10 protein-coding genes are annotated in these 12,434 nt (G+C 61.1%); 5 read left to right on the forward strand and 5 right to left on the reverse strand.

Features of this window, described 5'->3' with window-relative positions:
- Positions 1–37 precede the first annotated feature (37 nt).
- The 4 genes from acnD to SGN16_RS20510 all read right to left on the reverse strand — a co-directional run bounded on the left by acnD (position 38) and on the right by SGN16_RS20510 (position 5,590).
- The gene (gene acnD / locus SGN16_RS20495; RefSeq protein ID WP_210639735.1) at positions 38–2,629 is read right to left on the reverse strand and encodes a Fe/S-dependent 2-methylisocitrate dehydratase AcnD; all 2,592 of its coding nucleotides are present in this window, start codon (positions 2,627–2,629) and stop codon (positions 38–40) included.
- Positions 2,630–2,827: 198 nt separating this feature from the next.
- Entirely contained in the window at positions 2,828–3,955 is a 1,128-nt protein-coding gene (gene prpC, locus SGN16_RS20500; RefSeq protein ID WP_335945806.1) for a 2-methylcitrate synthase, read from the reverse strand.
- A 40-nt stretch (positions 3,956–3,995) separates the two neighbouring features.
- Positions 3,996–4,880, reverse strand: coding sequence for a methylisocitrate lyase (prpB, locus tag SGN16_RS20505; RefSeq protein ID WP_030137801.1), 885 nt, complete (start codon positions 4,878–4,880; stop codon positions 3,996–3,998).
- Positions 4,877–5,590: a GntR family transcriptional regulator gene (locus tag SGN16_RS20510; RefSeq protein WP_335945807.1), complete on the reverse strand. Its 714-nt coding sequence runs from the start codon at positions 5,588–5,590 to the stop codon at positions 4,877–4,879. Before SGN16_RS20510 ends, prpB begins: the two co-directional genes overlap by 4 nt.
- A gap of 280 nt (positions 5,591–5,870) precedes the next feature.
- Here SGN16_RS20510 and SGN16_RS20515 point away from each other — a divergent pair, with 280 nt between their 5' ends.
- The 4 genes from SGN16_RS20515 to pabB all read left to right on the forward strand — a co-directional run bounded on the left by SGN16_RS20515 (position 5,871) and on the right by pabB (position 10,438).
- Positions 5,871–6,407 carry an ATP-dependent zinc protease gene (locus SGN16_RS20515; RefSeq protein ID WP_210639738.1) on the forward strand — a complete coding sequence of 179 codons (537 nt, stop codon included), beginning with the start codon at positions 5,871–5,873 and terminating at the stop codon, positions 6,405–6,407.
- 5 nt (positions 6,408–6,412) lie between these two features.
- Positions 6,413–7,945: an inactive transglutaminase family protein gene (locus SGN16_RS20520; RefSeq protein WP_210639739.1), complete on the forward strand. Its 1,533-nt coding sequence runs from the start codon at positions 6,413–6,415 to the stop codon at positions 7,943–7,945.
- Positions 7,945–8,931 (forward strand): alpha-L-glutamate ligase-like protein, encoded by a 987-nt coding sequence (locus SGN16_RS20525; RefSeq protein ID WP_210639740.1) that lies wholly within the window; start codon positions 7,945–7,947, stop codon positions 8,929–8,931. Before SGN16_RS20520 ends, SGN16_RS20525 begins: the two co-directional genes overlap by 1 nt.
- A gap of 163 nt (positions 8,932–9,094) precedes the next feature.
- Entirely contained in the window at positions 9,095–10,438 is a 1,344-nt protein-coding gene (gene pabB / locus SGN16_RS20530) for an aminodeoxychorismate synthase component I (protein ID WP_335945808.1), read from the forward strand.
- A 74-nt stretch (positions 10,439–10,512) separates the two neighbouring features.
- Here the strand turns inward: pabB and thrH are convergent, their stop codons facing one another.
- On the reverse strand, positions 10,513–11,130 hold the full coding sequence (gene thrH, locus SGN16_RS20535; RefSeq protein ID WP_210639742.1) for a bifunctional phosphoserine phosphatase/homoserine phosphotransferase ThrH: 618 nt from the start codon (positions 11,128–11,130) through the stop codon (positions 10,513–10,515).
- A gap of 172 nt (positions 11,131–11,302) precedes the next feature.
- Here thrH and SGN16_RS20540 point away from each other — a divergent pair, with 172 nt between their 5' ends.
- Positions 11,303–12,046 (forward strand): phosphoadenylyl-sulfate reductase, encoded by a 744-nt coding sequence (locus SGN16_RS20540; RefSeq protein ID WP_335945809.1) that lies wholly within the window; start codon positions 11,303–11,305, stop codon positions 12,044–12,046.
- Positions 12,047–12,434 lie beyond the last annotated feature (388 nt).

The raw sequence follows: 12,434 nt of genomic DNA on the forward strand, positions 1-12,434 counted from the left end.
CCTCAAGCGGACACGCAAGGGTGCCCGCGGTTGTGATTTAGACGGCAACCGCCGATTCAAGGAAGTCCTGGGCAAAACGCTGCAATACGCCACCGGCTTCGTAGATCGACACTTCTTCAGCGGTGTCGAGGCGGCAAGTCACTGGCACCTCGACGCGCTCGCCGTTCTTGCGAGTGATGACCAACGTCAGCGTCGCACGCGGGGTACGTTCGCCGATCACGTCATAGATTTCGCTGCCGTCGATGCCCAGGGTCTTGCGGTTGGTACCGGGCTGGAACTCCAGCGGCAACACGCCCATGCCCACCAGGTTGGTACGGTGGATGCGCTCGAAACCTTCGGCGGCAATCGCCTCGACACCCGCCAGGCGTACACCCTTGGCCGCCCAGTCCCGGGACGAACCCTGGCCATAGTCGGCACCGGCAATGATGATCAGCGGTTGCTTGCGCTCCATGTAGGTTTCGATGGCCTCCCACATGCGCATGACCTTGCCTTCCGGCTCGACCCGGGCCAGGGAGCCCTGCTTGACCTTGCCGTTTTCCTGGACCATTTCGTTGAACAGTTTCGGGTTGGCAAAGGTCGCGCGTTGCGCGGTCAGGTGGTCGCCGCGGTGGGTTGCATAGGAGTTGAAGTCCTCCTCCGGCAGGCCCATTTTCGCCAGGTATTCACCGGCGGCGCTGTCCAGCATGATGGCGTTGGACGGCGACAAGTGATCGGTGGTGATGTTGTCCGGCAGCACAGCCAGCGGACGCATGCCCTTGAGCGGCCGCGCACCGGCCAACGCCCCTTCCCAGTATGGAGGGCGACGGATGTAGGTGCTTTGTGGGCGCCAGTCGTACAGCGGCGTGACTTTCGGCCCGGTGTCTTCCTGGATGGCGAACATCGGGATGTACACCTGGCGGAACTGCTCAGGTTTCACCGAGGCCTTGACCACCGCATTGATTTCTTCGTCACTCGGCCAGATGTCCTTGAGGCGGATTTCCCGGCCGTCCACCACGCCCAGCACATCCTTCTCGATGTCGAAGCGGATGGTCCCGGCGATGGCATAAGCGACCACCAGCGGCGGCGAGGCGAGAAACGCCTGCTTGGCGTACGGGTGGATGCGCCCGTCGAAGTTGCGGTTGCCCGACAGCACGGCGGTGGCGTACAGGTCACGGTCGATGATTTCCTGCTGGATCACCGGGTCCAGTGCACCGGACATGCCGTTGCAGGTGGTGCAGGCGAATGCCACCACGCCGAAGCCCAGCTTCTCGAGCTCGGACGTCAGCCCCGCTTCATCCAGGTACAGCGCCACGGTTTTCGAACCCGGGGCCAGGGATGACTTGACCCACGGCTTGCGGGCCAGGCCCAGGCGATTGGCGTTGCGCGCCAGCAGGCCCGCGGCGATCACGTTGCGCGGGTTACTGGTGTTGGTGCAACTGGTGATGGCCGCGATGATCACTGCGCCGTCGGGCATTTGCCCTGGCACCTCAGTCCATTGCCCGGCAATGCCGCTGGCCGTCAGGTCACTGGTGGCAACGCGGGCGTGGGGATTGCTGGGACCGGCCATGTTGCGCACCACCGAGGACAGGTCGAAGGTCAAGCCACGCTCGTATTGCGCGCCCTTGAGCTCGTCGGCCCACAGGCCGGCCTGCTTGGCATAGGTCTCGACCAGTTGCACCTGCTGGTCTTCGCGACCAGTGAGTTTCAGGTAATCAATGGTTTGCTGGTCGATGTAGAACATCGCCGCCGTGGCGCCGTACTCCGGGGCCATGTTGGAAATGGTCGCACGGTCGCCCAAGGTCAGGGCACTGGCGCCTTCGCCGAAAAACTCCAGCCAGGCACCGACAACTTTTTGCTTGCGCAGGAATTCGGTCAGCGCCAGCACCATGTCGGTGGCGGTGATGCCCGGCTGCAGCTTGCCGGTCAGCTCGACGCCGATGATTTCCGGCAGGCGCATCCACGAGGCGCGACCGAGCATGACGCTTTCGGCTTCCAGGCCTCCGACGCCGATGGCGATCACGCCCAGGGCATCGACATGGGGAGTGTGGCTGTCGGTACCCACGCAGGTGTCTGGGAATGCCACGCCGTCACGTTGCTGGATCACCGGGGACATTTTTTCCAGGTTGATCTGGTGCATGATCCCGTTGCCGGGCGGAATCACATCGACGTTCTTGAAGGCTTTCTTGGTCCAGTTGATGAAGTGAAAACGGTCTTCGTTACGCCGGTCTTCGATGGCGCGGTTCTTGGCGAAGGCTTGCGGGTCGGAACCACCGCTCTCCACCGCCAGGGAATGGTCGACGATCAGTTGAGTCGGCACCACCGGGTTGACCTGCGCCGGGTCACCGCCCTGCAGGGCGATCGCGTCGCGCAGGCCCGCCAGGTCCACCAGCGCGGTCTGGCCGAGGATGTCATGGCACACCACTCGTGCGGGGAACCAGGGGAAGTCCAGGTCGCGCTTGCGCTCGATCAGTTGCAACAGCGATTCACGTAGCGTGGCCGGGTCGCAGCGACGCACGAGGTTTTCCGCCAGCACCCGAGAGGTGTATGGCAGGCCGTCGTAGGCGCCGGGCCGAATGGCCTCCACGGCCCCGCGAACGTCGAAATAATCCAGCGAAGTGCCGGGCAGCGGTTTGCGAAATTCTGTGTTCATCGTCAGGACTCGGTCACGGTGGTTTCAAGGAGGATTGACGCCGGATTCGAAGGCCCCCGGCCACTGTGGGAGCGAGCTTGCTCGCGATAGCGGTGCAACAGTCGACATCGATGTTGGATGTCAGTGCGCATTCGCGAGCAAGCTCGCTCCCACAAGGTTTCGGGGTTATTCAATTCCGGCGGCTAGAACCCTCCCAGCTCAGCGGCGTTCGATTGGCACGAACTTGCGCTGTTCGACGCCGGTGTATTCGGCGCTCGGTCGGATGATGCGGTTATTGGCACGTTGTTCGTACACGTGGGCGGCCCAGCCGGTCAGGCGCGAGCAGACGAAGATCGGCGTGAACAGCTTGGTCGGGATGCCCATGAAGTGGTAGGCCGAGGCGTGGTAGAAATCGGCATTGGGGAACAGTTTCTTCTGTTCCCACATGGTCTTGTCGATGGCCTCTGAAACCGGGAACAGCACCTTGTCGCCCACTTCGTCGGCGAGTTTCTTCGACCAGCCCTTGATCACCTCGTTGCGCGGGTCGTTGTCCTTATAGATCGCATGGCCGAAGCCCATGATCTTGTCTTTGCGCGCGAGCATGCCGAGGGTGCCTTCGATGGCTTCCTGCGGCGAGCTGAAACGCTCGATCATTTCCATTGCCGCTTCGTTGGCGCCACCATGCAACGGGCCGCGCAGCGAGCCGATGGCGGCGGTGATGCAGGAAAACAGGTCCGACAGTGTCGAGGCGCAGACCCGGGCGGTGAAGGTCGAGGCGTTGAATTCGTGCTCGGCGTAGAGGATCAGCGAGACGTTCATCACCTTGACGTGCAACTCGCTCGGTTTCTTGCCATGCAGCAGGTGCAGGAAGTGACCACCGATAGAGGCTTCGTCGGTCACGCATTCGATGCGCTGGCCTTCGTGGCTGAAGCGATACCAGTAGCACATGATCGCCGGGAAGGCGGCCAACAGGCGGTCGGTCTTGTCGTGCTGCTCGGAAAAGTCCTTCTCAGGCTCCAGGTTGCCCAGGAACGAGCAGCCGGTGCGCATCACATCCATCGGGTGAGCGTCGGCGGGAATGCGCTCCAGCACTTCCTTCAGGGCTTGGGGCAAGTCCCGCAGCTGGCTCAGCTTGCGCGTATAGGCATCCAGCTGGGCCTGGGTCGGCAGCTCACCGTACAGCAGCAGGTAGGCGACCTCTTCAAATTGCGCGTCCGCCGCCAGGTCGCGAACGTCGTAGCCGCGATAGGTCAGGCCGGCGCCCGACTGGCCCACGGTGGACAACGCGGTTTGCCCTGCCACCTGGCCTCGGAGCCCGGCGCCACTGAGTACTTTTGCTTCGGCCATTTGCTGTCTCCATTTTCTTGAATTTGTAGGGGGAGTCGCCTTACTTCTTCGCCGCGAACAACGCATCGAGCTTCTGCTCGAAGGTGTGATAGTCAATGCGATCGTAAAGCTCCATGCGCGTCTGCATGGTGTCGATGACATTCTGTTGCGTGCCGTCGCGGCGGATGGCGGTGTAGACGTTCTCGGCCGCCTTGTTCATGGCCCGGAAGGCCGACAGCGGGTACAGCACCAGGGATACGTCGGCACCGGCCAGTTGTTCAGTGGTGTACAGCGGAGTCGCGCCGAACTCGGTGATGTTGGCCAGGATCGGCGCCTTCACGCGGCTGGCGAACAGTTTGTACATCTCCAGCTCGGTAATCGCTTCCGGAAAGATCATGTCGGCACCGGCCTCAATGCAGGCGGCGGCGCGGTCCAGAGCCGACTCCAAGCCCTCCACGGCCAGGGCGTCGGTACGCGCCATGATCACGAAACTGTCGTCGGTGCGAGCATCGACCGCGGCCTTGATGCGGTCGACCATCTCCTGCTGCGAGACGATCTCCTTGTTTGGACGATGGCCGCAACGCTTGGCACCGACCTGGTCCTCAATATGAATGGCCGCCGCGCCAAACTTGATCATCGACTTGACTGTGCGAGCCACGTTGAACGCCGAGGAACCAAAACCGGTGTCCACGTCCACCAGCAGCGGCAGGTCGCAGACGTCAGTGATACGGCGCACATCGGTCAGCACGTCATCGAGGCCGGTGATGCCCAGGTCCGGCACGCCGAGGGAACCGGCCGCCACGCCGCCGCCCGACAGGTAGATCGCCTTGAAACCGGCGCGTTTGGCCAGCAGCGCGTGGTTGGCGTTGATCGTGCCCACCACTTGCAGCGGATGCTCGCTGGCGACCGCATCGCGGAAACGCTGGCCTGGAGTGCTGTTGCTCATGACTCACCTCGTTCAGTGGCGGCGCTGTCCTGGAAATGACGCGCGATATTGCGTTTGGAGGCGCCGATGTGCCGGCGCATCAATAATTCAGCCAGTTCGCCGTCACGGTCGGCGATGGCGTCTAGAATCCGGTGGTGCTCGGCAAAGGCCTGGCGCGGACGGTTGGGCGTGGTGGAAAACTGGATGCGGTACATGCGCACCAGTTGATACAGCTCGCCGCACAGCATTTGCGTCAGGGTGCGGTTGCCGCTGCCCTGGATGATCCGATAATGAAAGTCGAAATCGCCTTCCTGCTGGTAATAGCCCACGCCGGCCTGGAACGCCGCATCGCGTTCGTGGGTTTCCAGGACTCGGCGCAGCTCGTCGATTTCTTCCAGGGTCATGCGCTCGGCCGCCAAACGGCAGGCCATGCCTTCCAGAGACTCACGGATTTCGTAGAGCTCCAGCAGCTCGGCGTGACTCAAGGACACCACTCGGGCGCCGACGTGAGGCACGCGCACCAGCAGGCGCTGGCCCTCCAGGCGATGGATCGCCTCGCGCAGCGGCCCGCGGCTGATGCCATAGGTGCGCGCCAGTTCAGGCTCGGAGATCTTGCTGCCGGGGGCGATTTCGCCTTTGACGATGGCGGCCTGGATACGTCGGAAGACGTTCTCGGAAAGGGTCTCCGAGTCGTCCTGAGCCAGCATCGGGGATTCGAGCTGATCGAGCATATTGTCGACACCTTGAAAATCAATACGGCAAAAACTAACCAATAGCGGCATTAACGTCAAAACAAAATTCAACATTGTCGACAATCGTCTAATAAGCCCCAACGCCATAACCGCTCGTTTGAATGACTCGTAGCGTCCGGCCAGCGGTGGCGTCAGAAAACCACCGTGCTAGAATGCCGCGCGATTTGCCGCTCTCCTTTTATAGGGAAGGCTGCCCAGGGAGCTTGTGCAGTAATGCCAGGGCCTGAACCGATAAACGGAACGCTGCGCACCAGGATCTATGACACTCAAGCCCTTAACCGCTGTTCTTTATTTCATATGCCTGCCGGGGCTTGCCGTGGCGGGTGAAAAAACCGTGTACGGCCTCAACGAATACGCAGCCCTGCAGGGCATTGACCTGGAGGTCGCCGCCAAGCTGGACACCGGCGCCAAGACCGCCTCGCTCAGCGCCCGGGACATCAAGCGCTTCAAGCGCAATGGCGAATCCTGGGTGCGCTTTTACCTGGCTATCGACGCCGCCCATTCGCACCCTATCGAACGTCCGCTGGCCCGGGTCAGCAAGATCAAGCGCCGCGCCGGTGACTACGACCCGGAAGAAGGCAAGAAATACACGGCCCGGCCGGTCATCGAACTGGACATCTGCATGGGCACGGCCCTGCGCAGCATCGAAGTGAACCTGACCGACCGTAGTGCCTTCCAATACCCGTTGCTGATCGGTTCCGAAGCGCTCAAGCGCTTCGACGCACTGGTCGACCCCAGTCTTAAATACGCTGCCGGCAAACCCGCCTGCGCCAATGCCGCTCATACCGCAGAGTAATTCCAATGCGCTCCCTTACCCTCCATCTGAAAATGCTGATCGCCATCCTGGTGGCGGTGGGCCTGTCGGTGACGGCCTATCAGATTTTCGTGCTCGGCATTCCGGTGACCGAAGACGCCACCGACGACTTGTGGAACATCGACGCCAAGGTCGAATTCGTGCCCAATGCCAAGGATCCGGTGAAGATCCAGATGTTCGTGCCGCCCCTGAGCCGCGATTACGTCAGCCTCAACGAAAGCTTCATTTCCAACAATTACGGCGTGGCGGTAAACCGCGTCGACGGTAACCGCAAGGTGACGTGGTCGGCCCGCCGGGCCAAGGGCAACCAGACGCTGTATTACCGCCTGGTGTTGACCAAGCGCTACAGCGCCGAAAAAACCAAGGTCAAGGGCCCGACCTTCCGCGACAGTATCGCCGTCGAAGGCCCGGAAAAGCTCGCCGCCGAAGCCTTGCTTGCGCCGATCCGCCAGCATTCGGCCGACGTCGAGACCTTCATCAGCGAAGCGATCAAGCGGGTCAACAACCTCAACGACGACAACGTCAAGCTGCTGCTGGCCGGCGACCCGTCCTCGGCCCATAAAGCGAAAATCGTCGAACTGGTGCTGTCCATCGCCCACGTACCGGTGGAAAAGGTCCACACCATCCGCCTGGTGGCCGACCAGCCGCAGACCCCGGAACTGTGGCTGCGCAGTTTCAACGGTACCGACTGGCTGTATTTCAACCCGGACACCGGTGAACAGGGCCTGCCCACCGACCGCCTGCTGTGGTGGACTGGCGACGAAAACCTGATCACCGTCGATGGCGGCAAGAAAGCCACCGTCACCTTCAGCATGAACAACAGCGAGATGAACGCCATTCGCCTGGCCAAGCTGACGGACGAGAACACTGACGCCAACTTCCTCGAATACTCGCTCTACGGCCTGCCGCTGCAAACCCAGCAGACGTTCATGATCATGGTGATGATCCCCATCGGCGTGCTGGTGATCCTGATCCTGCGCAACCTGATCGGCCTGCAGACCCTGGGGACCTTTACCCCGGTGCTGATCGCCCTCGCCTTCCGCGAGACCCAACTGGGTTTCGGGATCATCCTGTTCACGGTGATCACCACCCTGGGCCTGTCGCTGCGCTCATACCTGGAACACCTCAAATTGCAAATGCTGCCACGGCTTTCGGTGGTGCTGACGTTCGTGGTGGTGCTGATCGCCGCCATCAGCCTGTTCAGCCATAAGCTGGGCCTGGAGCGCGGCCTGTCGGTGGCCCTGTTCCCGATGGTGATCCTGACCATGACCATCGAGCGCCTGTCCATCACCTGGGAAGAACGCGGCGCCGGCCACGCGATGAAAGTCGCCATCGGCACCCTGTTCGCCGCGTCCCTGGCGCACTTGATCATGAGCGTGCCGGAGCTGGTGTACTTCGTGTTCACATTCCCGGCGATCCTGCTGATCCTGGTGGGCTTCATGCTGGCAATGGGTCGTTATCGCGGCTACCGCCTGACCGAGCTGGTGCGGTTCAAGGCCTTCCTCAAGGCTGACTCGTAATGTTCGGCTTCTGGAAGACCTGGAAGGCCCTGGAAGCCCGGGGCATCATGGGCATAAACCGGCGTAACGCTGACTACGTGCTCAAGTACAACAAGCGCAGCCTGTATCCCATCGTCGATGACAAGATCATCACCAAGGAACGGGCCATCGCCGCCGGCATTCATGTGCCGGAACTGTACGGGGTGATCTCCACCGAAAAGGAAATCGACAAACTCGACGGGATCATCGGCGCACACAACGATTTCGTGATCAAGCCGGCCCAGGGCGCTGGTGGCGACGGCATCATTGTGATTGCCGACCGCTTCGAAGGGCGCTATCGCACGGTGTCCGGCAAGATCATCAGCCATGAGGAAATCGAGCACCATATCTCCAGCATCCTCACCGGGTTGTATTCCCTGGGCGGTCACCGTGACCGGGCGCTGATCGAGTACCGCGTGACGCCGGACCAGATCTTCAAGAGCATCAGCTATGAAGGCGTGCCGGACATTCGCATCATCGTGCTCATGGGCTATCCGGTGATGGCCATGCTGCGCCTGCCAACCCGCCAATCCGGCGGCAAGGCCAACCTGCACCAGGGCGCCATCGGCGTGGGCGTCGACCTCGCCACGGGCCTGACCCTGCGCGGTACCTGGCTGAACAACATCATCACCAAACACCCCGACACCACCAATGCAGTGGACGGGGTGCAACTGCCCTACTGGGACGGGTTCATGAAACTGGCCGCCGGTTGCTATGAACTGTGCGGGCTGGGCTACATCGGCGTCGACATGGTGCTGGACCAGGAGAAAGGCCCGTTGATCCTGGAGTTGAACGCTCGGCCGGGGCTGAACATCCAGATCGCCAACGACTGCGGCCTGACCCTGCGCACCCACGCGGTGGAAGCCCACCTGGAAGAACTCAAGGCCCGCGGCGTCGAGGAAACCGTGGAAGAGCGCGTGGCGTTCGCCCAGGCGCTGTTTGGGCATATTCCGCCGGTTGAGGGTTGAAATCCCCCTTGTGACGAGGGGATAAACCTTCTCGCCACAAGGTGTTCATACTCCAAGATTTTCGATGGCCCCATACTTACTCATCTCCGACATCCCTCTAGGAGCAAATCCTACAGAGGGATTACAATCGCCACCCCGCCTGAACGGCTGACCCGCCCCGCCCATGCCAACCTGCTCCGTACACCCGCTGCCCTACCGCGCCAACCCTGCCGAGTATTTCGCGGCGATCCGTCACGCTCCTGGCAGCGTCATGCTCGACAGCGGCCGGCCGAGTGCCGAGCGTGGCCGTTATGATCTGCTCAGTGCCTGGCCGCTGGCGCAGTTGGCGGTGTTGCCGGACGAAAGCGGCACTGACTTCCTGCAACGCTTGCGCATTCAGCTGACACAGCTGGGGCACGCCGTACTACCGGCCACAGTGCAATTACCCTTCGCCGGCGGCCTGATCGGCTACTTGAGTTACGACTTCGGCCGACACCTCGAAGCGCTACCGTCCCATGCCAAAGACGACCTGCAGCTGCCCGATGCGCGTTTCGGCGTGTACGACTGGGCGCTGGTCAGCGATCACCAGGCCGGCACCAGCCAATTGGTGTTTCATCCCCATTGTGGCGAAGGCGAACGCCAGCGCCTGATCGCGCTGTTCAGCCTGCCGGCTGCGGCATCCGTTGATACCTTCAGTCTCGAAGGACCGATGGCCCCCGACCTCAGCGCCGAGGCCTATCGACAGGCGTTCGAACGTATCCAGGCGTATATCCAGGCCGGCGACTGCTACCAGGTCAACTTTGCCCAGCGTTTCCGCGCCCCCTGCCAAGGCGATGCCTGGGCTGCTTACCAGGCGTTGCGCGCAGCTTGTCCGACGCCGTTTTCCGGTTTCCAGAGCCTGCCCGATGGCGGTGCGGTGCTGAGCCTGTCGCCCGAACGCTTCGTCAAGGTCAGCGAAGGCCATGTGGAAACCCGGCCGATCAAGGGCACCCGGCCCCGTGGCACGAGCCCTGGCGAAGACGCGGCCCACGCCGCCGAGCTGCTAGCCAGCCCCAAAGACCGGGCGGAAAACCTGATGATCGTCGACCTGCTGCGCAACGACTTGGGCCGCACCTGCCGCATCGGCTCGGTGCGCGTGCCGGAGTTGTTCAGCCTGGAAAGCTACCCGAACGTGCATCACCTGGTGAGCAGCGTGACTGGCGAACTGGACGCCGATAAGGACGCCCTGGACCTGATCGCCGGCAGCTTCCCTGGAGGCTCGATCACCGGTGCCCCGAAAATCCGCGCCATGCAAATCATCGACGAACTCGAACCGACCCGTCGCGGGCTGTATTGCGGCTCGTTGCTGTACCTGGACGTGCGCGGGGAAATGGACAGCTCCATCGCCATCCGTAGCCTGCTGGTCAAGGATGGTCAGGTATGTTGCTGGGGCGGCGGCGGGATTGTCGCGGATTCGGATTGGCAGGCGGAGTATCAGGAGTCGATTACCAAGGTGCGGGTGTTGCTCGAAACTTTGCAGAATCTTTAGAGCGTCGCCCCCTCCTGGCCTAGTGCAAAACCCTGTGGGAGCGAGCTTGCTCGCTCCCACAGGGTTGATTGGGTTTACAGACTGAGGCTGCGGTTCGAAGCCTTGAGGAATTCCTGCTTCAATTCGGTAAAGCTGTGCACCGCCGGGAACTGCGGGAATTCACGGATCACATTCTCGGGCGCATGGAACAGAATCCCGGCGTCGGCTTCGCCCAGCATCGTGGTGTCGTTGTAGGAATCTCCCGCCGCAATCACCCGGTAGTACAGGCTCTTGAAGGACAGGACCGACTGCCGTTTGGGATCTTTCTGACGCAATTGGTAGCCGGTCACCCGCCCGCTGTCATCGGTAATCAGACGATGGCAGAGCAATGTCGGGAAACCCAGCTGGCGCATCAGGGGTTGGGAAAACTCGTAGAACGTGTCGGAAAGAATCACCACCTGGAAGCGCTCGCGCAACCAGTCGACGAACTCGATGGCGCCGTCCAGCGGCTTGAGTGTGGCAATGACTTCCTGGATGTCGGAGAGTTTGAGGCCGTGCTCGTCGAGGATGCGCAAGCGTTGCTTCATCAACACGTCATAGTCGGGAATGTCCCGAGTGGTCGCCCTGAGGGACTCAATACCGGTTTTTTCAGCGAAGGCGATCCAGATCTCCGGGACCAGCACACCTTCCAGGTCGAGACAGGCAATTTCCACAAGACACTCCCATTTTTTGATGTTTATCGGTTGAGCGAACAAAAGGCCTGCCGACTCTAGCCATTCACCGAAGGCGGCGCAACGCACAGGAGCGCGCCAGCCTCGACAGCTTTTGTTACCATCAGCCCCATATAGAGCGCCCAGCGCCACCGACCTGTAGGAAACCGCCCTGATGAGCCCATCGTTTGATGTCGTGGAACTCGCCACGACCTATGCCAGCAAGTCCCCGCAGGACATCCTCAAACTGGCCTTCGCCGAATTCGGCGATGACCTGTGGATATCTTTCAGCGGCGCCGAAGACGTGGTGCTGGTGGACATGGCCTGGAAGCTGAACAAGAACGTCAAGGTGTTCAGCCTCGACACCGGCCGCCTGCACCCGGAAACCTATCGCTTCATCGATCAGGTGCGCGAGTACTACAAGATCGACATCGAGCTGATCTCGCCGGACTACACGAAACTTGAACCCTTCGTGAAGGAAAAAGGCCTGTTCAGCTTCTACAAGGACGGTCATGGCGAGTGCTGCGGCATCCGCAAGATCGAACCGTTGCGGCGCAAACTGACCGATGTCCGTGCCTGGGCCACCGGCCAGCGCCGCGACCAGAGCCCCGGCACCCGCAGCCAGGTGGCGGTGCTGGAAATCGACACGGCGTTTTCCACCCCGGAGCGCACCCTGTACAAATTCAACCCGCTGTCGCAGATGACCAGCGAAGAAGTCTGGGGCTACATCCGCATGCTGGAGCTGCCCTATAACAGCCTGCATGAGCGCGGCTTCATCAGCATCGGCTGCGAGCCCTGCACCCGCCCGGTGCTACCGAACCAACATGAGCGTGAAGGCCGTTGGTGGTGGGAAGAAGCCACGCAGAAAGAATGCGGGCTGCATGCCGGGAACATCATCGCCAAATCCAAGAGCGTCTGAGCCTCGCACTCTGTACACAAAAATGTCACCACAAGTGGCATTTTTGTGTGCACTTATACTGTTTATGCCCTGAAAAGTTACACACACCTTCCCGCTTCACCTGCACTCCTATCCCCACTGGCGTTCGCCAAAAAATAAATACCTGTTTAAACGGTCAGTTTTAAATCACGGTATTTCAGTTAGTTATTCAAATTCAATAACGAAACGAAATTAGCCCGACGGCCAATAGATCAATAGATGGCATAAATCTGGCTTGAGTCGACAAGTGTTTTGTATACAACATTTATAAAACATACACACACTTTAGATCCGCAAGCCTGAAGCGCCCTATCCCGTACAGGCTGCAGATGCCCCGTAACCAATGATGCTCACCTGCCGCGACGAAGAT

It is taken from the genome of Pseudomonas sp. G166 (assembly GCF_037027455.2).
Lineage (GTDB): Bacteria > Pseudomonadota > Gammaproteobacteria > Pseudomonadales > Pseudomonadaceae > Aquipseudomonas.

Excerpts from the sequence above, each read along its gene's own strand:
- acnD (WP_210639735.1), bottom strand. The coding sequence starts at position 2,629 with ATGAACACAGAATTTCGCAAACCGCTGCCCGGCACTTCGCTGGATTAT.
- prpC (WP_335945806.1), bottom strand. The coding sequence starts at position 3,955 with ATGGCCGAAGCAAAAGTACTCAGTGGCGCCGGGCTCCGAGGCCAGGTG.
- prpB (WP_030137801.1), bottom strand. The coding sequence starts at position 4,880 with ATGAGCAACAGCACTCCAGGCCAGCGTTTCCGCGATGCGGTCGCCAGC.
- SGN16_RS20510 (WP_335945807.1), bottom strand. The coding sequence starts at position 5,590 with ATGCTCGATCAGCTCGAATCCCCGATGCTGGCTCAGGACGACTCGGAG.
- SGN16_RS20515 (WP_210639738.1), top strand. The coding sequence starts at position 5,871 with ATGACACTCAAGCCCTTAACCGCTGTTCTTTATTTCATATGCCTGCCG.
- SGN16_RS20520 (WP_210639739.1), top strand. The coding sequence starts at position 6,413 with ATGCGCTCCCTTACCCTCCATCTGAAAATGCTGATCGCCATCCTGGTG.
- SGN16_RS20525 (WP_210639740.1), top strand. The coding sequence starts at position 7,945 with ATGTTCGGCTTCTGGAAGACCTGGAAGGCCCTGGAAGCCCGGGGCATC.
- pabB (WP_335945808.1), top strand. The coding sequence starts at position 9,095 with ATGCCAACCTGCTCCGTACACCCGCTGCCCTACCGCGCCAACCCTGCC.
- SGN16_RS20540 (WP_335945809.1), top strand. The coding sequence starts at position 11,303 with ATGAGCCCATCGTTTGATGTCGTGGAACTCGCCACGACCTATGCCAGC.